Source organism: Methanoplanus limicola DSM 2279 (genome assembly GCF_000243255.1).
Lineage (GTDB): Archaea > Halobacteriota > Methanomicrobia > Methanomicrobiales > Methanomicrobiaceae > Methanoplanus > Methanoplanus limicola.
Genome location: NZ_CM001436.1, coordinates 336,467 through 358,090 on the forward strand (window position 1 = coordinate 336,467; position 21,624 = coordinate 358,090).

The following is a 21,624-nucleotide window of genomic DNA, read 5'->3' on the forward strand; positions in this document are numbered from 1 at the left end:
ACAACCCCATAAAAATAATTCAAAAATTTTATCAGAGGAGAATAATATGGTAAAAGAGCTGTTAAAGAGACTTTCAGATGCACACGGTGTATCAAGCTATGAAGGAAATATCAGGGAGATAATTAAGAAGGAACTTGCCGGCCATGTCGATGACATCTATACAGACAAGATGGGCAATCTCATTGCTGTAAAATCCGGAGATGACTTTAAATTCATGATAGCATCCCACATGGATGAAATCGGACTGATGGTCCAGCATATAGACGAGAAGGGTTTTATAAAATTCGTCCATGTCGGAGGGTGGTTCAACCCTGTCCTGTACACACAGAGGGTAATAATTCACGGTAAAAAAGGACCGGTTACCGGCGTAACCGGAGCAAAACCTCCCCACAAGATGAGTCCGGAGGACCGGAAAAAAGAGATCAAAACCGAGGATATGTTCATCGATGCAGGTGCTGTCAGTGAGGAGGAAGTAAAAGAACTCGGTATTGAGATCGGATCCCCGGTTACGATTGACCGTGAATTTACTGACCTTGCAAACAGCCGCGTCACCGGAAAGGCTATGGACAACAGGGTGGGCGTTGCAGTTCTCATCGAGGCTCTAAAAAAGACAGACTCGCCGCATACTATATATGGTGTCTTTACAGTGCAGGAAGAGCTTGGACTTAAGGGTGCAAAGGTCAGTGCATTTGCACTTGCTCCGGACTGTGCCATTGCAACTGACGTGACAATACCTGGTGACCACCCCGGCATAACAAAGAAGGACGCAACCGTAGAGATGGGCAAAGGGCCTGTTCTTGTCCTTGCAAGCGCCGCCGGCAGAGGACTTATGGCAGACTGGCGGGTATCAGACTGGCTGAGAAAAACCGCTGAGGAGAATGAAATACCATACCAGCTTGAAGTCGGAGAAGGCGGAAACACCGATGCAACAATCATCCATCTTGTCAGGGACGGAATTCCAAGCATTCCGCTCTCAGTTCCGGCAAGGTACATCCATTCCCCTGTTGAGGTAGTTGATATGAAAGACGTTGAAGCCTCAGTAAAACTTCTTGTAAAGGCTCTCAAGACAAAACCTGATCTCACCTGGGACTGAACAGAGGAAAGAACACGGGGCAAAACCCGCAATAAATACACTTTTTTTCACAGACTTTTTATCCGGAGAATTTTTCCCTGATGAAATACTTCCCGGAGCTGTCAGGATTATGTTCATATTGTAAACTACCTCCGGGCTAAAGACAAAGGGGATTTACGCTAAAATATTAAATACCTTCATAGCAATTAACAGAGTATTATGAAAAAATGGACAGCCATTCTGGTTATATTTATGGCAACAGCCCTTATACTCTGTGCAGGGTGCACAGGATCAGACAGCAGCAGTACAACCCCGGCAGCAACATCTCAGCCAACCGCAACAGCAACTGCGGCAGCAGAACCGACAGTCAGCCCTGATCTTATCCCCGGACCTACCAACCAGCCGGAGGGCAAATATCAGGTAGCAGTAGGTGTTGACAAGGACTCGGTATATGGCACAATCTCTGTAGAATTCAGGGGTGGCATGGGCCAGAACTTTGTTAACAACATTGTTGTGGACTGTTACTTTGCAGACGGCAGCCACGAGACAAAAGAACTTAGTGCAGACAAAGTTGGAGATACGGTAACATTTAACGGCGGCCAGAAGACACAGGACAGAATAAAGGTTACAGTAACATATGACGGATCTATTGGATCATATGTAATCTACGACAGTCTTATTCCCCATAAAGAGATAATTCCGATGGTCAAGTAATCCGGAAATTCCGGCAGATTCAAACTTTTTTTTAAACAAAAATAAAAATAGTCATTCATGAACCAGCCGGTTCACAGATAATGAATGAAACAGTGCACTGTTTCATAGGAGATTAGGGAAAAGATATATGTCCGGTGCAGTGGTCACACCTTCTTCTCCGCAATAATATTCCGGATATACCGGACGAAATCATCAAACTGTTCCTTATCGGCACTGCCCTTTGCAAATTCAACCGCCGAGCAGGCTTCAAGCAGATTTCCAAGATAAAGTTTATCACCGGAATAACTGCCGGTGTGACCTATAATATCCATAAGCTCCTCATTTGTAACCTCACTTCCGTCATAATAACTGTGCGAGAGATATATCCTCAAAGCCTGCCCGGCCTTTCCATATGCAGAGACATAATCACCTTCTGCAAAAGCTGATTCAGCTTCATCAAGCAGCCCTAAGGCATATTTCCGGTAATCAAAAGGAACCTTAACCACATCAGCCATAACAGATCCGCCCTCCGCAGTGCCTGAACAGTATTTCTTATAGACAAACCATCCAATTACAGCCAGAACTGCAATCAGCAGAACCAACATAAACGGGAAAAGCCACGAATAATCATCAGCACGAATCAGCCTGACCTCATGTACCACCTCGAGATCAGCACTTAAATCCGCAGTAATCTTTGGACTGTTATCAGATTCGTCCTCATTCTGAGCACCCGGATCTCCGTAAGAGGGGTTGAAAATCTGCTCAAATAATGCCCCGTCCTTAGTGTAATTGACCGAGGCAGAAACCGGGGCAAAACCATCATTCTGAAGAGTAACCAGGTAGTTCTGATATGTCTCATTATTCAGGAGGCTCTCAGGAATGAGGCTTTCCTGCTCTTCAGGGTTAAAAATCTCTTCTACAGATGAAACCTCACCATCATTCACATTGCCTGAAAGTGTTACCAAATCCCCTGCCTGATTCTTATACTCCCTTCTAAAAGAGCCTTCATCCATACTCTCAGGGTTTACTGATTCTGCCGAGAGTTCATAACCTTCCTCTGAAAGTTTCTCCTCAGCACTGCTAAGCAGTTCATCACCGGAAATCGCCTCAGAGAGGGCTTCCATCTCTCTGCCAATCTCCTCCGTCTTCTCTTCCATCTGTCTCTTTAAAGACTCTGGATTGTAGGACTGCTGAGAATTCTGCAGTGCCTGCTGAGATGAAACCGGCTGCTGCGCCTGACTGTTCATCATCTGATTGATCAGGCTCTGCTGTTGCTGCTGCATCTGATTCGCCATCTGCTGAGCGGAAGATGAACTCTGCTGACCTGAGGAAGAAGACTGCGATTCAGTACTGGTCTGAGGATTCTTTTGGTTCTTACCTGAAGTATCATCAGTGAAGTGTACCGTTATTGTGCCGAGCGTCACAGTCTTTGAAGTGCTGTCGTCTGAATACTGAAATGAAATATCCACGTCAATGGTCTTTTGGCTCTCAGATACAAGTCCGTTTAAGGTGAACTTCCCGTCTCCGGCAGGGAGTGTCAGCGGAGTACTTTGGGAATTGGAGGACGAATATGAAAATCCACCGGACTGAACCTTTTCAGTCGTCCTGTAAACCATCTGCCCGGAGACTGCATTTCCAAGACTGTTTTCGTATGCTATCGGAATCTCTGCCTCACTTCCGGTGCTGAAATAATAATCCTTCTGACCACTCTGAAAGGTAATCTCATCCGCAAGTACGGGCACTGCAAGGAGGGAGATTAAGAGCAGAAAAAGAATGATGGATTTTTTAGACCCGGAAATCCGACAATTACCGGATGATTCAGCACTTAAATCCGTTTTCACTGTATAATACGCCCCCTTCCATATCTGATGTAAATCTCACCCAGGAGAAGAACTGCCGAGATGATATAAAATACAAAGGCTATGCTTGTATCCTCTTTCTCACGCTTAATCTCAGAATTCAGGCTCGAATATATATCCGAAAGTGTCCTGTCATCCACCGATTTGAAATATTTTCCGCCTGTAGAGTCCGCAATCTCCTGTAAAGTGGCCTCATCAAGTTCGGCATACTGCGGGTTGCCAAACCAGTCATATCCAAGCACTACAGGCTGATTAGATCCCATTCCGATAGTGAAGACCTGAATATTGCTCTCCTTTGCATAAGCTTCCGCCTCCTGCGGTGAGATGACTCCGGCGTTATTGACACCGTCAGACAAAAGAATTACAACCTTCTTCTGATTTGGAATCGAATCTGCCATATTTATGCCAAGGGCAAGTCCGTCACCTATAGCAGTGGCGCCGTCCTTTGACATAATGTCATTCAGATTTTCAATAACCCTCTCTTTATCCGGCGTAAGATAACTCGCAGTCGAAGCTCCGGATTCAAAGACCACAATTCCGGCATAGTCCTTTGGATCGAGATCCTTAATCAGCTCTTCAGCAGCTCCCTTTGCAGCCTCAAGACGGTTTGGGGAATAATCGGTCGCCTGCATACTTCCGGAATTGTCCATCACAAGGACAACGCTTACACCCTCCTTAGTCTGCTCAAGCGGGATATGCGGATCGGCAAGCCCGATAAATATACATCCTATTGCCGCAAGAATCAGAATAACAAGAATTTTCGGCTTCCTTGACTTAGAGAGATCACCAAGAGTGCTCTTTAAAAAACTCACCCGGGAAAAAGCCATAGCCTCCTGCTTTCTCTTCCTCGCCGAAATTTCAATATAATACCAGCACACCGGAAGAATCAGAAGGCCGAGTAACCATTCCGGGCTGTAAAAACCTGCCATATATCACACACCTCTCTTAATTTCACCGGAGAAAAATTTCTTTAAAACTATATCATACCTGTCGGTGGTTTTAAGGTCAACACAGCCGATTCTGCACCTCTTAAAAGAATTAAAAACCTTCTCATCCGCTTCCCTGACAGATTCCTCAAACCGAATTCTTACAGACTCGTCCGAGGTGTCAATGAGAATCTGTTCACCGGTTTCAGGGTCCTCCAGCTCAATAAGGCCGACATCCGGCAGTTCTGACTCCCTCGGATCAGTAAGCCGGATTGCAATAACCTCATGCCGTCCTTTCATAATCTTAAGCGGTTTCCGATAGCCTTCGGCATAAAAGTCAGAGATCAGAATGACCGAACTCTTCCTCTTAACAGTCTTTGAGAGGAAGGAGATGGCCGGTGATATATCAGTACCCTTAGATTCGGGGACAAATTCAGTCATTGTATTAAGTATCTTTATCAGATGCTTTCGCCCCCGCCCTGCCGGGATGAACTTCTCCACCCTGTCAGTGAATATGCAGAGGCCCACACGGTCATTGTTTTTAATTGCCGCAAATCCAATCGAGGCGCAGATCTCAATCATACGTTCATATTTCGGAACAACCAAACCAAAACTTCCGGAACCTGAATAGTCCGGCACGAGGTAGAAGGTCTGATCCCTCTCCTCGGTAAACTCCTTGATATATGGATGGTTGAGCCTCGCAGTGACATTCCAGTCAATAGCCCGGACGTCATCACCAGGCACATACTCCCTTATATCAGTGAACTCAATACCCTGGCCCTTAAATACAGATCTGTGCTGCCCGGACTGGAGGCCTTCAACATATATTTTTGTATATAACTCCACATCTGAGATCTTCTTTATCAGGTCCCTGACATCCCTCCCGGGAGCAGCCACCGTCTCTGAAACAGCCTCTCTTTTAAATCCGGGAATTTTAAATTTCATACATTTCTGACCTCCCACGAAAACGGATAATCACAGAGATATTCATGGCACAGGCACTGACTGAAGAATCTTCTCAATCAGGTCGTCAGTTGTGACCTCTTCGGCTTCGGCCTCATATGTCAGCAGGATTCTGTGCCTGAGCACGTCAGCGGCTATTGACTTTACATCCTGCGGGGTGACATAACCCCTGCCCTTAAGCAGAGCATACGCCTTTGCACCCAGTACAAGATAGATTGAGGCCCGCGGGGATGCACCGCATGAGATATAATTTCCGGCATCAAGTCCGTATCTGTCAGGATTCCGGGTGGCATCAACGAGAGCAGCACAGTATTTCTTAATCTCAGACTCTGCATATATCTCCTTTACGAATTTCTGGATCTCGATTATCTTCTCAGCCGGAATAACCCTCTCAGGCTTTGAGGCGAAGCCTTCGGTGAACCTGTCAAGAATTATAACCTCATCTGACAGTGACGGATAGGTCATCATTACCTTAAACATAAACCTGTCAACCTGTGCCTCGGGGAGAGGATATGTCCCCTCGGACTCTATCGGATTTTCGGTTGCGAGAACAAAGAAAGGGCTGTTAAGAGGGAATGTATTGCCCTGAATAGTAACCTGGTACTCCTGCATAGCCTCAAGAAGGGCGGACTGCACCTTTGGGGGCGCACGGTTTATCTCATCCGCAAGTATGAAACTTGCAAATACAGGCCCTTTCACAGTGCTGAACTCACCGTCATGGTGATTGTAAATTCTTGTACCAACAATGTCTGAGGGCAGGAGGTCAGGTGTGAACTGAATCCTTGAAAAGTCAGCATCAATGCATTCTGAAAGTGTCTTTATAGTAAGCGTCTTTGCAATGCCGGGGACACCTTCCAAAAGCACATGCCCCCCTGCTGACAGTGCGATTAGAAGTCTGTCAACAACTTCGTCCTGCCCGACAATGACTCTTTTAACCTCATTTTTGACATTATTGAGAATATCAGAATATTCTGAGGCTCTCCGGTTAAGCTCTTCAATTTCAGCATTCATACTGGCGTCTCCTAATAATCAGTAATGACTAAAAAGTCAAATCTGTAAATCCAGTTTTTAAAGAAATTTTATATAAATGATCCGGATACCGGTGGTTAAAGTGAAGAAACAGAGTGGATTCATTCCGGCCGGATGATATTCCGGCGGGAAACAAAAAAGTCACTCATGAACCAGCCGGTTCACAGATGATGAATGAAACAGTGTAATGTTTCATAGGAGATGCAGTCAGCCACAGATCAGATATGAGAAAATAATTATTCAGGAGATGCGGATTTTTCTGAGATTTTAAACAACAGTTATTTTAGCTATTATTGACAACAGTTATGGGTATTTTTGTGATATAATACAGAAGTGCACTTAATCAGCGAGAGTTGCCGAGTGGTCAAAGGCGCTGGATTTAGGGTCCAGTCTTTAGTAGTTCGCAGGTTCGACTCCTGCCTCTCGCATTTTCAGATAAAGAGATTTTAAAATCAATATAACTTCTTTTCAGCCATATAATCCGGAAAAATAAAATATGACCCGGAATTCCGGATTATAATTATCTGAACATTCTCTGCTCTTTACTCTCAATAGAGTTTCCAGACGGGATTACCATATACATTGCCAAGATTTACCTGAAGATATGCCCTGTCAGTACGCAGTTCTTCCGGAACCTCGTATATCAGGAATCCTTCACTTTTGGCATATCTGCCCAGTATACCTCCAACATAATCATCCTCAAGAATCTCAGGCTTTGTAACGCGCTCAACCGCATCCTCTCTCTCTTCAGTGGAGGAGTAGGGGACACCTTCAAACCAGACAATGAAGTTTCCTGACGGAGGCGCACCAAGCTCCCTCTTTGTTCCGTTGTGCTCAACCCACAGTTCTATAAAGAGAAACTGATTGCCCTCTTTCGGCTTAAACTCCCAGTCGTAGCCGTGTGGCGTAGAATGATACCAGTATGATTCATCGGTGAAAGCATTATAGATGGACATCACCCGGCCGTCCTCCACGCCGCCGTAGGAATACTTCTCCTTTAACTCCATCGCATCAGGAAACTGCTCAACAGGCTGAGGCACCTCAGTTGCCTGCGGTGTGGGAGTTGCTGTAGGGATGGTAATCTTTACAGGTGTCGGCGCCTCTGTCGCCGGCGTATTATCATTAACAGTATCCATACTCACGCATCCGGCTGAAAAAAGCAGAACCAGTGCGACCAGAAAGACAATAAATCTCATACTTTTCTTTCGTAACTGACAGAATATAAATATAGCACAAATTCAAATCTCTGAGGGCAGTACCCGGAAGAGAAATACTGCCCTCAGAACCACGTGTGAGCCGTTTGCCCCACAGATACAAATTAAAACAGAAGAATAATCCTTAACCGGAGTATTAAAAGAATATTTGGCAGGAGAATAATTTACAGAATATTCAGTAAAGAAATTCTTCACAGAACATCCGGCAGAAGGGCACAATCACTCAAATTTCTCCCTGTCTATTCCCATAAGAGTAACTATCCATTTTGTATCTCTGTTTGCCTCAAGAACTGCAATTAATATGACTGTAAACGGCACTGACAGCAGAAGTCCGATAGGGCCAAGCACCCATGACCACAGAACAAGAGTCAGAATTACTATTAATCCCGGCATATTGAAACTGTCCGCGGCAAACTTTGAGAATACGAAATTTTCAACGACTGCATTTATGATACATATACCTGCAATGACTATCACAACACCCCATAATCCAAGCTGGAGCCATGCGAGAAAAATTGCAGGGATGGCCACAATCATCAACCCGATATATGGGATATAACTTAAAAGGACAGTCATCATGCCCCAGAATATTGCAAGATCAATCCCAAGGACGTAGAGCATTCCACCAAAAGAGACACCTAAAACAACATTGGTCTTGGTCTTTACAACAAGCCAGGTGATCATATTGTGGATGACACTCTTTACACCCTCTATTTTTCCGGAATTTTCACCATAAATCCGGTTTATTCTTGCAGGCATCTTCGGGACATCCAAAAGCCCGAAAGTGGTTATAACAATTATGAAAAAGGCATCCATAGCAAGCTGAGAACCTCCGGATGCAGCCCCCAATATTATTTTAGAGATCATATTCCAGTCAGGTCTGAGATATGTTATCACCGAATCGATATCAACACCTAAACTTCCAAGAAGTGTTATAAGTCCGGAGAGCCTTTCCTGGAAGAGATCCTCATATTTGGGCATATTTATGAGAAGCATCTCAAAAGACTGGTAAATAAGGAATAAAAAGCCGGCAATAATCAGAAGATATAAGGTGATTATCAGGACAACTGCCGATATGTCACTAAATCCTCTTCTCTTAAGGGCAAGAAGAAGGGGGACCCCAAGAAGGATGAGGATAAGTGAAATCAGTACCATATTTACAATATATGCCGCTTCCTTCATGGCAAGAAGGATAATAAAGACAAGTGCCACTGAGAGAAGGGAATATAACAGGGCGGAGTTTTGAGCATTTTCAGACATGATGATATTTCCGGAGATTTTGCAGAGGTTATGAAATAACTGAACCCCTCGGTGCAGTTTATTTTAATTGTTGGTAACTGCCAATAACCGGAAATTACCAATATCAGATTATTCAGTTTATTTAGGTTAAAAACCAGCAACAGAATTGATACTTATTCCGGATTCCGGCAGGTTTGGTTTATACTCTATTTGAGAGAATATATTACTATTCCCCTTTCATGCCCGGAGAGATTACCACAGAAAATGGTTATTACAGGGCAGTCAATAACTAAACTGTGGACAAAGAGGAGATCATACGGTTTTACGACTATGTTGCAGAGAAAGAGTACAGCAACTGGGAATCCGGAGACATACTGCTGCCCGTAACAGAGGAATTTATGAAAATTCTCCCGGATAATCCTGAAATTCTGGACTTAGGATGCGGACTGGGGCACGAAGCGGCAATGTTTGCCAGATCAGGTGCAAAAGTCACCGGCATTGATTTCAGCCGGAGATCTATTGAAACTGCCAGGGAGAAAGTTCCGGAATGCAGATTCATTAAAGCTGATTTTACAGACTATCCTGGAATAACAGACAAATATGATGGCATATTCTCATCCGGATCACTTATTCACATTCCGCCTGAAGACTTAGAAAGGGTAATCTTTAGACTGGCAGAAAACCTGAAAGAAGGCGGATATTTTCTGATAATCTATCAGGAGGGAGAGGAGAAGTACACTTCCCATATGGAGATCAAAGGTGAAGAGACGGAGAGGATAGTTTACAGGTACAGACGCAATGTTATCCGTAAGTCATTCGAAGGCGCAGGGTTTTCATTTGAGAAGGAGATCAGACTTCCGGCAGGGCTGATTATTACCAACTGGTGCGGCCTTATCTTCAGAAAAAGGTGAACCGGAATTTCGGTCAGGTATATCACAATAACCGGAAAATCATAATATCTCCGGGGCAGATATTATTCTGACAATTCATACACATGCTGATTATATATCATATCTTCTCCGGAATACTGCTCGGCCTTCTCTTTGCTTTCATTTTCAGAGAGAAAAAAGCAATCATATTCTGCACATTCGGAAGCATACTTCCCGATCTTGTGGATAAGCCGCTTGGCCATCTGATATTTGCAGAAAGTATAGGTCACGGCAGGATATTCTTCCATACACTGACCTTCTTCTTCCTGATGCTCATCACAGGGATTGTAATATACAGGATTTATTCAGACAGGACTGTTCTTTATATCTCCGCCGGGATGCTGCTTCATCAGCTGACAGACTCAATGTTTTTTAACATTCAGGACTGGTTATGGCCCTTCCTTGGAGATTTCACAAAGGGAAATTATGAACCGGCAGCATACTTCATACATTCACTTATCAAAGAACTCTCTTCATTTTCCGAATGGACATTCTTTCTCTTATCAGCAGCCATACTCATCTCGGCGGGATATCTTGAATTTATTGCAGGTGACAGATGCAGATTCCGGCTGAAAACCACCGGATATATCGCCTTTGCAGGATCTCTCACCATGGCTATGGTATCAGCTGCCGGATTTGGCAGCATTTTTGTTTATAATCCTGACGGAATATTCTATGCCACCTTTACACTTTTTGCAGCCGGAATATTCCTTGTACTGGCAGGAGATAATGCAGAGGAAGTTATCCGCAGAGGATAGCCACAGCTAAAATTCCGGCATTCATAAACGAATACAGAGCGGCCGCATTTGCAGACAGGCACAGAACCGGAAAACTGACTGTGGATGAAAGACCGGGAGAGAACCGCATCTGCAGGCAACAGGAAAAACCAAAAAATAACTTTGCGTAGAAGAGAAGAAAACCCAAGGTCAGAATTATATTCTCTTACGGCAAATTCCGGAGTATAAAATGTCTGAAAACAGAATACAAAAAAGAAGAGGAGATTGCAGAAGGAAAAGTTTCAGCTCATTTCTGCTATTCACAGGGCTGATAATTCTTCTGTTGTCTGCCGGATGTACGGGCAGAGAGGAATCCGGATACGATGAAGGATCAATAGAGATCTCTTCGGAAAACCCCTGCTGGTCACCGGTAATTTCATCCATTGTAGGAATTGACATTACACCTCATTATACAGGAGATGCGGAGGAGATCAGATACCACTGCCACGCTTCCGGAGGGACTTTTCTTATCTGGAATGAACCGGATTACAGAATTATAAATTTCGGAAATGATGCAGTAACCAGAGAAAGCACATTATGGTGGAGTTACACCGGCACGGAAGAGAATACAACGAATAATAATTCCGGAGATGAAAAGATTACAATATCAATAGAGGCGATATCCACAGATTCGGGAACTGTTCTTGCAGAAAAAGAGTACTTAATAGAGAATGTTAATTCAACATACTGCCTAAAAAATACCTGACAGCCGATATTTAAATCATCAAAGAGGAAAAAAAATCTGTCATCCGGAGATTCCGGATGATAAACAGGAAATTGCCCGTGAAGCAATGCCACTTCCCGTTCATTCACTCTCAGGCTGCATCAGCAACTATTACACCATACCTGTAAGGCTTTGTTACATCAAGCCACCCGGATGCTGAATCCTGCGGAAGTTCAGCACCAATACTGTCAGAAGTAGCCTCATTTACTGTAATGGATCTCGTCTTATACGGCATGCCTGAAGCATACACATCACCAAGGGTCCTGGGTATAAATCCGGAACTTACAGAACCTGTATTATAGGCAAAAAAAGTGGCCCGCAGGATCTGAAGGGATTCACTCTCATCAGGCTTTTCTCCGGGCAAAAATGAAGCTCTGCCGGTAGAATCAACTTCTAAATTTAACTTCAGTTTCCCGGCAGCCGCATCTTCCGAGGATGTCAGTTCAAATACAAGGTCATCAGTTCCGGATTCCGGCAGGATTACAGTCGCACTACCCTCATCTCCGGAAAACATGGCAGTTTCAGCCGGATTTACAGAAGAGTCAGCCACAGTAACCTCCACAGCAGGCATAATTACCGTTGGAACAGGAGTGGATACAGTTTCAGTTACAACTTCCACCGGAGCAGCAGTACTCTCTTCATATGGGGTTGCAGCGGCTGTCACTGCCTCAGATGCAGAACCTGTACCGCCGGAGGAGCTGCTGCCGGAACCTGAAACAGGACGGGTTTTGTCAAGATACCAGTAATAGCCGTCTATATCGGTGATTATCTCTCCGTCATTCATAATCTCAAAACTGGCTTCGTTATCAACCGCCTCCGGTTCAGAATCACCCTCAGTCATGTAGATAATTCCTGACCGGACAAGGTATTTCCCGTAAAAGACTACTTCTTCGCCCTCAACCACTTCCCATTTCCCGTCAGGATAAAAGATAATTCCTGCACCAGGACCTGCTTCTCCCAGATAATAATAACCTGAAAATTCAGTATCCCGGGCCTCGCCCTGCGTAAAGAGAGGAGGCGGGTTGCTTACCATACCAAAGCACCCGGCAGAGATTCCGGATATAAAGAGCATCACTACCAGAAGAAAAGGAAGCGAACTACGCCCGGGTTTCGCAGTGATAAATCCCGATATATCTGTTAAAAATTCTTTTAAAGTTCCCGGATTAAATTTCATAATAAAAAAGATGTCCATAGTCATAACACCCCATTAAAACCGTGGTTGCGATGCCATAGGATCTACGAAATCATAATCCGAATAGGAGTACATCCGGTTGCCATAAAGAACCAGATCAAGAGCGCCCAGGAGAATTACCAGAACAATCCATAATGCAAAGAATATGGCATAATTCTTAACTGAAGGGGCAGTAAACTCTTTCTCACCGGAATTTACCATCTTAGAGAGTTTATAGGCGTCATAGGTGGCCCAGAGCATAGGGATTATCATGACAATCCCTAAAAAGTACCCAATGATCAGAGTTCCGGCAATGAAGATAAGGCCTCTCTTCTGCTCACCTGCATAAGTCTGCCCAAGTCCGGGGAAGAAAAAAGAAGCAACAGCCGCAATAAGCGGATTTCTTAGATCTCCACCAGATGAGGCCTTTCCGGCCTGCGGAGGAGTGTGAACTACAGGAGGCGCCTCATACACCTTTGGAGTTTCAGCCTCATAACCGGCCTTATGCTCATCGGCATTAACTTTGTTAACAGTTACATCAGGAGAACGGGACACAGGCGCTGAAACTTCAGGTTCAGCATGATGAACCGCCGCCTCTTCTCTTTCCGGGGACTGATGAATAACAGCTCCGGAGTCCTCATTAGTAATACCTGAAGCACCAGATTCAACCTTAGCACCACAATTTTTACAGAATCTGGCGCCTTCACTTATTTTTGCTCCGCACTGTTCACAAAATGCCATAAGAAATCAACCTTCCCAACCCGTTTAAGGTAAAAATTCCTATGAACACCATTTAATATAATAGTTTGGACAGATTTTTAAAAAAATTCCCTTCATATTAACCAGGAATAATAAATCCATCACATTAATCAGGAATAATAAATTAAAAATAGCATGTAACGGACAGATAAACAGATCATCATTATTATTCAGAGGGTTAATAAGTTATTAGATCAGTGAGTTCATTAATAATAACAAAATAATAACAAATAAAAATCTTATAAACCCAGTGGAGAAATAAATGGAATTTACAGATGAACCGGATATTTACGGGGAAGGCACTTTTTTTGCAGACAATACAGGAAATATAATCTCAGTCTCCGAATCATTCTGTAATTTAACAGGGTACTCACATGAAGAACTAGCTGATAAAAATATCTCGGATATCATCACCCGGATTTTAGGGGATGAATATTTTTTTAATTTTAAAACCGGCATTTCTCCGGATAAAAAGCGATCAGATATTCTTTTACGGAAGAAAGACAGCTCAGAGATCTGGCTCAGAACAAATGCATACAGAATGTCTGAATGCTGTATCAGATATATTACAACCGATATCACAGACCTTAAGGAGAAAAAAGAGGAACTGATAAACTCCAAAAATATACTTGAAACAATATTTGACAATATCCCGTGCGGCATGGTCATAATAGGTGAGGACTACAGAATCCACAGTGTAAATAAAAAAACCTGCGAAATCACAGGTTACTCTTCTGAAGAACTGACGGGAGAATTCTGCGATATTATATGCCCCAAGGGAAAAGAATCAAAGGAATGTCCCATATGGGAGAAAAATAAGAAATCCTTTGACGGAATGGAGACTGCTGTAAAATGCAAAGGGGGATACAGAAATCCGGTTTTAAAAAATGCAGAACTGGTACAGTTAGACAGCAGAAATTATATCCTTGAGATCTTTCAGGATTTATCGGTACTGAAAGAAGCGGAGAACCGGTTAAGGAGAAGTGAGATCAGGTACAGGGAACTTTTTCAGAACAGCCCTACAGGCATCCTCCTCATTGACAGAGACGGGGAGATCATTGATATGAACCCTGCTGCTGTAAAGATTTACGGATCACCCTCTCCTGAAGAGACAAGAAGCAGGATAAATGTACTAAATCACCCGCAGCTTAAAAAAACCGCTGAAAAATTCAGGGAATGCCTCTCAGAAGATAAAATAATTTCATATGAGGAATATTACACTACAATATGGGGCAGGAAACTCTACCTGAGATACGATGCCTCACAAAACCACGATGAGTTTAACACCATAAGGGACGTCACAGTTAATGTCCAGGATTTAACTGACAGGAAAAAAGATGAGACAGAACTTGAGGAAAAAAATGAAATCCTGCGTGAACTGAATGAAAAACTGACACTGACCGAAGAGGAGATGATAGAGCAGCTTTATGAGATAACAGAGATGCAGAAGGCACTGACACTGTCAAACAAAAAATTAAATATACTCTCGGCAATTACAAGGCACGACATACTAAATCAGATAACAGTGCTCAGGGGTTATCTCGAACTTGCTTCAGAATCAAAAGATTATGCCAGTTCTAAGATTTTTTTCGATAAAATGGATTCTGCCGCTGAGAGAATTCAGAACCAGATTGAGTTTACCGGGGATTATGAGGAACTGGGCATAAGTGAACCGAAATGGCATAAAATATCAGATGTCATCAGAAAACTCCGGAACAAAAAAATAGCTGTAAAAAACAGATGCGGAGAACTCGAAATCTTTGCAGATTCAATGCTTGAGAAGGTTTTTTACAATCTGATGGACAATTCCATCCGCTATGCCGGAGAATCAGCAGAGATAACCCTGACCTGTAAAATATGCAGTTCCGGTGCGAAAGTTTACTGGATGGACAATGGCACAGGAGTGCCAAATGAAGAAAAAGAGAAGATATTCCAGAGAGGTGTCGGGAAGAACACAGGATTTGGACTTTTTCTAATCCGGGAGATTCTCTCCATAACAGATATTGAAATTCAGGAAACCGGAGTTTACGGCGAAGGGGCCTGTTTTGAGATAACTGTCCCGAAGGATAAATACCGCTGGTGAATGCCTATTTTTCCGGGAAACTGTAAAATGTCTGAATGTCAGTACACAAAGATTAAAAACACAGATCGATATCAAATAGAATTATTTTTCTATTATAAGAATCAATCTTAGATTGCAGGTTGATTCCCCCCGCAACCTGCTTTCTTTTTAACAGAGAATATTATTCTGTATCTGCCTGTTTCCGGATATATTATTTAAGGATCAATAAACTTACAGGACTTAAGAACTACAGAAAGGTACCTAAAAGATGCAGACTTCAGATTTAAGCAGATACTTACTGCTGATTTACATAATAATCAATATAATTTCCTTTTTCCTCTTTGCATATGACAAAAGGAGAGCAAAAAAAGAGGCCTGGAGAATAAAAGAGAGCACTCTCCTGGCATCTGCCTTTTTCGGACCATTTGGCGCATACTCTGCAATGAAGATATTCAGACACAAAACGCAGAAGAAGAAATTTTACCTTGTACCCACTTTTTTACTGATACATCTCTCACTAATTGCAATGATTATTGCCGGATATCTATGATATGCGCAGGACTATACAGATACAATATGGCAGAGAGAACAGGTACATCATATTATGATGAATATTCCTTTAATCACCGGGGCAATGATCGGGATTACAAAAATCTGTCCGGATAATCTCCCGCCCGTTTACAATCCCGTACCTGTCAGGGTAATTCAGTAGATCTCCGGCATTAACCTTCATATCAATAATTCTTTCATAACTAAACATCCCGGATACATTTTCATTTCCGGAAAGCCAGATTATACTTATGCCACCGGCACTCTCCTTAGCGGAAATTATTGGATCATAAGATACCATGGACTTCTATAAACATTCATAGAATAAATATTTTATTCCGGGAAAAAGACAATGGGAGAGAAAAATCAGTTTAAAGAATGTATAATTGACAGAAAATATGAGTCAAAAACTGTAAATCGGGCTGTGACACAATGCCTGCTCGTTACGAAAAAAAGTCCAATATACTCCCCAATCAGAGGTGTGCTTAAATAACAGGACTTCGTCATTGTAGTTCTGTCACAGCCTGAAATATACGGAATGCCACGCCCAAAACTCAGACTTCAGACCATTTTATACATATAAATGCCAAATTATATTCAATGCCGGAGATCGGAGTAATAGGTACCGGAAGCATGGGGAAGATGCTAATCCGAAGTTTTATTAAAAGCAGAGTCCTGAAACCAGGAGAGATAACCGCGTCAAACAGAACAGAAGAAAAACTTCTGATGATTGCAGAAGAGACAGGTATCAAAAAGGCATCATCAAACAGAGCAGCGGTCAGAGATTCTGATATAATATTCCTCTGCGTTGTCCCGGATAAGGCAGAAGAAGTAATCTCTGAGATCAGAGATTGTCTGACGGAAGGAAAAATCCTCGTCTCGGCAGTCACAGATCTCTCTACCGGAAAGATGACCGAATGGATTGGAAGAACCACCCCGGTAGCAAGGGTTATTCCGTCAGTCACATCAAACAGACTTTCCGGTGTATCAGTGCTGTCATTTGACGGTATTTTAGATGACAGTAAAAAAGAGGAGATAACAAAGCTTTTCAGCGCAATTTCAAAGCCGGTAACTGTCCCGGAGTCAGAGATCTCCGCCTACTCCGATATCGCAAGTTCATCTCCTGCATTCATTGCCGGAATTATGAAGGAATTTTCCGCTGCTGCCGTAAGATATTACGGCCTCGAACAGGATACTGCGGATATGGCTGTAAGAGAAGCATTTACCGGGACTGCAAAACTTATTGAATATGATTACAGCACATTTGACAGCCTTATTGCAGATGTTGCAACAGAAGGCGGCATTACCGGAGAAGGGATAAGAATTATCAGAGAAAATGCCGGAGAACTCTTCTCTGCCATGTTAAAAGAGACAGATAAAAAACATAAACTGATCTCAGAGAAATTCCGCTGAAAACAAATTTTCCGGCAGGCAGGATTAACTTTTGCTAATCTGCCGGCAGATAAAAAAAGACCGGAATTTCTTCACCACACGATTGTTGTTTTTTTCGCAACAAACCATATATCTGTCATTAAAATAAGATGTTTAGAGAATAAATTGCAGGTGAAACGCATTTGAAATCACCCTTTAAAATATTAGCAGACTTCATAATAGCACGGCCAAAGATAGTCGCCATTGCAGTCATAATCTGGTTTTTAATTGCGGCATACGGCATGTCGCTTATTTATATGAAAACCGGCGATGACACTTACATCGATAAGGACACACCAAGAGGTGTAACCCTTGAAAATTACAAGGAGATGTTCAGTTCATCGGCAATAATGCTCATCTATGAATCAGATGACGTCCTTGATCCCAAAAACCTGGAGTATATGGAAGAACTCCAGGATCAGACGGCAAAGGAGGACGGAGCAAGGAGCGTTGCCGGCATAACCGATATGATAAAGTCGGTCAATAACGGTGAAATGCCCACTTCAACAGCAGAAATTGACCGGATAAAGGATATGCTCCCGGCTGAGCTTCTTGAGAAGTATCTCCCCTCAAATACAATGACAATTGCCGTTGTAAATCTCGATACCGGAATTTCGGATGAAAAAGAAGAGGCGCTCCTGGACAATCTCAAAAGCCTTATAAAAATATCAGGGATGCCGCCCGACATGACAGTCACAGTCAGCGGAAATCCGGCATTCAGCCAGCAGATGGGTGAGGAGATGGGCAAGTCAACCGGAACTCTGATCTTTGCGGCTATGCTTCTGATGGTCGTCGCTGTCGGCATTTTATTTGCTCATGTCAGCTACAGGTTCCTTCCGGTAGGTGTGGTATTTACAGGACTGATAAGTACATTCGGTGTGATGGGACTGACCAACATCCCTATCAGTATGGTGGTGATAGCCGCATTTCCGGTGCTGATAGGAATTGGTATTGACTATGCGATTCAGTTCCACTCGCGACTTGATGATGAGGTAAAAAACGGACTGGATGTTGAAGGAAGTGTCAGAAAGACCATAGAATATTCAGGTCCGTCCATACTCTATGCAATGATTGCAACATCACTTGGATTTATAGCGATGTATGTCTCCCCAATCCCAATGGTTGTTGACTTCGGACTGACCTGCCTTATCGGAGTTATATGCTGTTATCTGGCTGCACTTGTAATGGTGCCGACATTCGGCCTCCTTGTTGGGTATAAAGCCAAAGAAGCCAGGAACAGTTCAGCAGAGAAAAAGATGGAGCAGTATGACAGTTTCCTTGGAAACCTCTCACATAAAATTGCCAAAAGTCCGCTCTATATCCTTCTTATTCTCGGATTCATAGCAATTATCGGCATCCAGCTTGACAATGAAGTTCCGATAAGCTTTGACGAACAGACCTTTGTACCTCCGGATATGCCGGCAGTCGTTGACATGAAGAAAGTCACAAGGACGATGGGATCAACCGATACCCTGACTGTAATGGTCAGAGGTGACGATGTATTAAATCCTGATGTTATTGAATGGATAGATAATTTCGGGGAGTATGAGATCAGTTCAAGAAATGAGATCACCGGAGTCACGAGCATTGCAACCCTTATTAAGAATTCAAACGGGGGCATAATTCCGTCAAGTGAGGCTGAAATTACTGAAATAGTCAGTTCAATTCCTGAATCTGAAAAAAGCCCGTATATCAATGGCCGGATGACAACAGTATTACAGTTCAGCATGCTGGACCTCGAAGCAGATCCTGCCGAATCACTGATCAATAATGTCAGACGGGATCTAACATGGAACTATCCTCCGCCCGGCATTGACGCTGTACTCACAGGTTCTTCGGAGATGGGCGTATCTCTCATAAAATCGATCAATGACGGAAAGGCACAGATGACATATCTCGGATTTTTACTGATATTTGTCTGGCTGATATTCATATACCGCAGAGTAACGGCAGTAACTCCAATCATTCCGATAATTATGATTGTCGGGTGGAATGGTGCAATCATGTACGGGCTTGGCATTGACTACACTCCGATGACGGCAGTTTTAGGTTCAATGACGATAGGGGTTGCATCTGAATATACCATTCTCATTATGGAGAGGTATATGGAAGAGAGAAAGAACGGGAAAGATAAACTTGAAGCCATACGCATAGGGGTTCAGAAGATTGGTACTGCGATTACAGTATCCGGAATGACGACAGTCTTTGGATTCTCTGCACTTCTGCTCTCAGGCTTTAATATTATCAAGAATTTCGGAATGGTGACTGTAATTACGGTTGGGTTCTCCCTTATCGGGGCAATTGTAGTTATGCCTGCTGTCCTTTCAATAATGGGCAAATTTGAGAAGCCGTACAGGGACGATGAAATGCTGTGAGGTGCTCACACAAACACCTGCTATTTTTCCGGAAGAAAAAAACAGAATGATAACAGAATGATTTTTCAGTCCATAAAGAGATATTCAGTCTGAGAAGAAATATTGCCAAAAAACCAATGATAAATTTTTCTTCTTTTAAATTTAAAATGATAATATAGGTGGATGTTTTGGACTATCAGGACTATGGCAGGCGTGAGGTAACCCTTGTCCAGGCAGCAGGTGCACTGAACTCAAGGCTGTACCAGGTCAGCGTCACAAATATGAGAATAGCTTTTGTGCCACAGGATTCAACCGGAGTTTCTCCCTTTTCATATTATCCGGACAATATTCTGGACTATAAATTATATGAGGACCCTTACGGCCATCCGGGAGTTGAGCTTGAAATTCTCTTTTCAAACGGCATATCCGATATAGTGCATATCTCATTTATGGAGAAATCTGAGAGGGATGAGATATTTTATGCAGTCAAGGCCACACTTGAAGGAATGCCGGATAAATTTGTGGAGATTATGCACAATGCTCAGAAAAAGGCAGAGAAGAAGGAGAATAAAAAGGCAGTCACAGGAAAATATTCAGACGAAATTTATGACAATAAAAAACCTGAAGATATAAATTCTGAATACAGGCATAATGCAGTGATGTCATTTCCGGAGAAGATAAAGGGATTTCTCCTGAATCCGGCTGACACATTTTACAGAGCATCAGCAGATTCATTCAGTGACGCCTTCATCTTTGCACTTGTGATGCTGGGGCTGTCTGCTGTGATTAACATAATTGTGCTCATATTCATCGGACCGGGAATTGCACCTGACGGTTCGGTTTATGCCACCTTAAAAAACATGCCCGCCGGAGATAATGTCCTGTTAATCATTGAATTTTTCGTCCTTATGCTCCTCCTGCTGCTGATATACGGCCTTTTGGTATTTGTATTCTCTAAAATACTTGGTACTGATTTAATGGCTGATGAGTCATATGTGACGACATTTTATTCAGCAGCGCCACTTGGGACAGTTGGCTTAATACCAGTCTTCGGTCTGCTGATAGCGCCCATATGGATGATTTTCCTGCAGTTTACAGGATACAGTGAAGGGCACGGATGTGAAACTGCAAAATCAGCAGTCTGTGCAGTCATTCCTGCGGTGATAATGGCCCTGATAATATATTATGTAATATTCTCCGGTGAGGTGGCATTCATATGAGATATAAAAGAATATCATTAATCTTCTTCCTGACAGCACTGATGCTGCTGACCATTGCTGCTCCGGCAAGTGCTGAGGCAGATCCTGAATTTGACTGGGATATATACAGGGTGGACACCTCAAAGTGGCAGGATTATCCGGATTATGCAAAGTACAGCGGAATAGTCTATGAAGTCCGATTCTATGATATGAGTTCCGGAGCAATCATAGCCTACAACTGGGAATTCGGAGAGGACGACTGGTGGGGATCAAATGAGGAAAATCCTGTAAAAGTATTCACTGAAGAGGAGGTGCAGGATGATGCTTATTCAATAGAGGTAAAGCTCACTGTGACAGACAGTTCAGGTGTTCCTTATTTTATCACCAAGCAGGTTTACCTGGAGGAAGGAGGGTTTAACCTTAAGGAGATATACGAACTTACACCGGAACCAACACAGGCTCCGACACCGGTGCCGACAGCTGCCACGCCAACTCCTGTTCCAACACAAATTCCGACACCAACACCTGAACCTACACCGGCAGCGTCCCACGTGATCGGGCTGCCCGGAATTTCAGGCGAACTGAATAAACTTCAGACCTGCTCTACAGATTATATCGGGCTTATAAAAGAGATATTCAGAAAAATAGGGATTGTGAAGGATTAATCCCATACGC

General features: G+C 43.2%; 20 protein-coding genes and 1 tRNA gene. 12 read left to right on the forward strand and 9 right to left on the reverse strand.

Annotation, left to right across the window (positions count from 1 at the left end; all coding sequences use genetic code 11):
• The first annotated feature begins 46 nt into the window (after positions 1-46).
• Positions 47-1,093, forward strand: coding sequence for a M42 family metallopeptidase (locus METLIM_RS01600; protein WP_004076111.1), 1,047 nt, complete (start codon positions 47-49; stop codon positions 1,091-1,093).
• A 198-nt stretch (positions 1,094-1,291) separates the two neighbouring features.
• Entirely contained in the window at positions 1,292-1,786 is a 495-nt protein-coding gene (locus tag METLIM_RS01605; protein WP_004076112.1) for a hypothetical protein, read from the forward strand.
• Between the two features lie 143 nt (positions 1,787-1,929).
• Here METLIM_RS01605 and METLIM_RS01610 read toward each other — a convergent pair whose 3' ends face one another.
• Genes METLIM_RS01610 through METLIM_RS01625 form a run of 4 tightly spaced genes read right to left on the reverse strand, consistent with a single transcriptional unit; the run spans position 1,930 to position 6,524 of the window.
• Positions 1,930-3,606: a hypothetical protein gene (locus METLIM_RS01610; RefSeq protein ID WP_004076113.1), complete on the reverse strand. Its 1,677-nt coding sequence runs from the start codon at positions 3,604-3,606 to the stop codon at positions 1,930-1,932.
• Positions 3,603-4,553 (reverse strand): vWA domain-containing protein, encoded by a 951-nt coding sequence (locus tag METLIM_RS01615; protein WP_004076114.1) that lies wholly within the window; start codon positions 4,551-4,553, stop codon positions 3,603-3,605. Before METLIM_RS01615 ends, METLIM_RS01610 begins: the two co-directional genes overlap by 4 nt.
• Before the next feature lie 3 nt (positions 4,554-4,556).
• A complete protein-coding gene (locus METLIM_RS01620; protein ID WP_004076115.1) occupies positions 4,557-5,495 on the reverse strand; it encodes a DUF58 domain-containing protein in 939 nt (312 codons plus the stop codon).
• A 42-nt stretch (positions 5,496-5,537) separates the two neighbouring features.
• Positions 5,538-6,524, reverse strand: coding sequence for an AAA family ATPase (locus METLIM_RS01625; protein WP_004076116.1), 987 nt, complete (start codon positions 6,522-6,524; stop codon positions 5,538-5,540).
• Positions 6,525-6,888: 364 nt separating this feature from the next.
• On the opposite strand from METLIM_RS01625, the gene METLIM_RS01630 reads away from it, so the two are divergent.
• Positions 6,889-6,970: transfer RNA gene (locus tag METLIM_RS01630), tRNA-Leu, on the forward strand.
• Positions 6,971-7,090: 120 nt separating this feature from the next.
• On the opposite strand, the gene METLIM_RS01635 is transcribed toward METLIM_RS01630, so the two are convergent.
• A complete protein-coding gene (locus tag METLIM_RS01635) occupies positions 7,091-7,738 on the reverse strand; it encodes a hypothetical protein (protein ID WP_004076117.1) in 648 nt (215 codons plus the stop codon).
• 237 nt (positions 7,739-7,975) lie between these two features.
• On the reverse strand, positions 7,976-9,016 hold the full coding sequence (locus METLIM_RS01645; RefSeq protein ID WP_004076118.1) for an AI-2E family transporter: 1,041 nt from the start codon (positions 9,014-9,016) through the stop codon (positions 7,976-7,978).
• A gap of 275 nt (positions 9,017-9,291) precedes the next feature.
• Here METLIM_RS01645 and METLIM_RS15325 point away from each other — a divergent pair, with 275 nt between their 5' ends.
• The 3 genes from METLIM_RS15325 (at position 9,292) to METLIM_RS01660 (ending at position 11,406) form a co-directional block, all read left to right on the forward strand.
• On the forward strand, positions 9,292-9,906 hold the full coding sequence (locus METLIM_RS15325; protein ID WP_004076119.1) for a class I SAM-dependent methyltransferase: 615 nt from the start codon (positions 9,292-9,294) through the stop codon (positions 9,904-9,906).
• An 83-nt stretch (positions 9,907-9,989) separates the two neighbouring features.
• The gene (locus METLIM_RS15330; RefSeq protein ID WP_004076120.1) at positions 9,990-10,682 is read left to right on the forward strand and encodes a metal-dependent hydrolase; all 693 of its coding nucleotides are present in this window, start codon (positions 9,990-9,992) and stop codon (positions 10,680-10,682) included.
• A 208-nt stretch (positions 10,683-10,890) separates the two neighbouring features.
• Positions 10,891-11,406 (forward strand): hypothetical protein, encoded by a 516-nt coding sequence (locus METLIM_RS01660; protein ID WP_004076121.1) that lies wholly within the window; start codon positions 10,891-10,893, stop codon positions 11,404-11,406.
• Between the two features lie 109 nt (positions 11,407-11,515).
• Here METLIM_RS01660 and METLIM_RS01665 read toward each other — a convergent pair whose 3' ends face one another.
• Both METLIM_RS01665 and METLIM_RS01670 read right to left on the reverse strand, forming a co-directional pair.
• Entirely contained in the window at positions 11,516-12,616 is a 1,101-nt protein-coding gene (locus METLIM_RS01665) for a hypothetical protein (protein WP_048145473.1), read from the reverse strand.
• Between the two features lie 15 nt (positions 12,617-12,631).
• On the reverse strand, positions 12,632-13,336 hold the full coding sequence (locus METLIM_RS01670; protein WP_004076123.1) for a zinc ribbon domain-containing protein: 705 nt from the start codon (positions 13,334-13,336) through the stop codon (positions 12,632-12,634).
• Between the two features lie 280 nt (positions 13,337-13,616).
• Here METLIM_RS01670 and METLIM_RS15335 point away from each other — a divergent pair, with 280 nt between their 5' ends.
• Together METLIM_RS15335 and METLIM_RS01680 are read left to right on the forward strand one after the other, a co-directional pair.
• A complete protein-coding gene (locus METLIM_RS15335; RefSeq protein WP_004076124.1) occupies positions 13,617-15,437 on the forward strand; it encodes a PAS domain-containing sensor histidine kinase in 1,821 nt (606 codons plus the stop codon).
• A gap of 247 nt (positions 15,438-15,684) precedes the next feature.
• Positions 15,685-15,966, forward strand: coding sequence for a DUF1294 domain-containing protein (locus tag METLIM_RS01680; RefSeq protein WP_004076125.1), 282 nt, complete (start codon positions 15,685-15,687; stop codon positions 15,964-15,966).
• A 69-nt stretch (positions 15,967-16,035) separates the two neighbouring features.
• Here METLIM_RS01680 and METLIM_RS01685 read toward each other — a convergent pair whose 3' ends face one another.
• Complete coding sequence (locus tag METLIM_RS01685) at positions 16,036-16,266, reverse strand: hypothetical protein (protein ID WP_004076126.1); 231 nt, start codon at positions 16,264-16,266, stop codon at positions 16,036-16,038.
• Positions 16,267-16,565: 299 nt separating this feature from the next.
• On the opposite strand from METLIM_RS01685, the gene METLIM_RS01690 reads away from it, so the two are divergent.
• The 4 genes from METLIM_RS01690 to METLIM_RS17105 all read left to right on the forward strand — a co-directional run bounded on the left by METLIM_RS01690 (position 16,566) and on the right by METLIM_RS17105 (position 21,614).
• Positions 16,566-17,378, forward strand: a complete 813-nt coding sequence (locus tag METLIM_RS01690; RefSeq protein WP_004076128.1) for a pyrroline-5-carboxylate reductase family protein — start codon at positions 16,566-16,568, stop codon at positions 17,376-17,378.
• Positions 17,379-17,539: 161 nt separating this feature from the next.
• Positions 17,540-19,771, forward strand: a complete 2,232-nt coding sequence (locus METLIM_RS01695; RefSeq protein ID WP_004076129.1) for an efflux RND transporter permease subunit — start codon at positions 17,540-17,542, stop codon at positions 19,769-19,771.
• Positions 19,772-19,938: 167 nt separating this feature from the next.
• Positions 19,939-20,970 carry a YIP1 family protein gene (locus METLIM_RS01700; protein WP_004076130.1) on the forward strand — a complete coding sequence of 344 codons (1,032 nt, stop codon included), beginning with the start codon at positions 19,939-19,941 and terminating at the stop codon, positions 20,968-20,970.
• Complete coding sequence (locus METLIM_RS17105; RefSeq protein WP_004076131.1) at positions 20,967-21,614, forward strand: PKD domain-containing protein; 648 nt, start codon at positions 20,967-20,969, stop codon at positions 21,612-21,614. Before METLIM_RS01700 ends, METLIM_RS17105 begins: the two co-directional genes overlap by 4 nt.
• The last annotated feature ends 10 nt before the right edge of the window (positions 21,615-21,624 follow it).

Coding starts and splice junctions, on each gene's coding strand:
- METLIM_RS01615 (WP_004076114.1), bottom strand. CDS start 4,553: ATGGCAGGTTTTTACAGCCCGGAATGGTTACTCGGCCTTCTGATTCTT.
- METLIM_RS01660 (WP_004076121.1), top strand. CDS start 10,891: ATGTCTGAAAACAGAATACAAAAAAGAAGAGGAGATTGCAGAAGGAAA.
- METLIM_RS17105 (WP_004076131.1), top strand. CDS start 20,967: ATGAGATATAAAAGAATATCATTAATCTTCTTCCTGACAGCACTGATG.
- METLIM_RS01685 (WP_004076126.1), bottom strand. CDS start 16,266: ATGGTATCTTATGATCCAATAATTTCCGCTAAGGAGAGTGCCGGTGGC.
- METLIM_RS15335 (WP_004076124.1), top strand. CDS start 13,617: ATGGAATTTACAGATGAACCGGATATTTACGGGGAAGGCACTTTTTTT.
- METLIM_RS01680 (WP_004076125.1), top strand. CDS start 15,685: ATGCAGACTTCAGATTTAAGCAGATACTTACTGCTGATTTACATAATA.
- METLIM_RS01670 (WP_004076123.1), bottom strand. CDS start 13,336: ATGGCATTTTGTGAACAGTGCGGAGCAAAAATAAGTGAAGGCGCCAGA.
- METLIM_RS01635 (WP_004076117.1), bottom strand. CDS start 7,738: ATGAGATTTATTGTCTTTCTGGTCGCACTGGTTCTGCTTTTTTCAGCC.
- METLIM_RS01605 (WP_004076112.1), top strand. CDS start 1,292: ATGAAAAAATGGACAGCCATTCTGGTTATATTTATGGCAACAGCCCTT.
- METLIM_RS15330 (WP_004076120.1), top strand. CDS start 9,990: ATGCTGATTATATATCATATCTTCTCCGGAATACTGCTCGGCCTTCTC.
- METLIM_RS01645 (WP_004076118.1), bottom strand. CDS start 9,016: ATGTCTGAAAATGCTCAAAACTCCGCCCTGTTATATTCCCTTCTCTCA.
- METLIM_RS01690 (WP_004076128.1), top strand. CDS start 16,566: ATGCCGGAGATCGGAGTAATAGGTACCGGAAGCATGGGGAAGATGCTA.
- METLIM_RS01665 (WP_048145473.1), bottom strand. CDS start 12,616: ATGGACATCTTTTTTATTATGAAATTTAATCCGGGAACTTTAAAAGAA.
- METLIM_RS01600 (WP_004076111.1), top strand. CDS start 47: ATGGTAAAAGAGCTGTTAAAGAGACTTTCAGATGCACACGGTGTATCA.
- METLIM_RS01625 (WP_004076116.1), bottom strand. CDS start 6,524: ATGAATGCTGAAATTGAAGAGCTTAACCGGAGAGCCTCAGAATATTCT.
- METLIM_RS01620 (WP_004076115.1), bottom strand. CDS start 5,495: ATGAAATTTAAAATTCCCGGATTTAAAAGAGAGGCTGTTTCAGAGACG.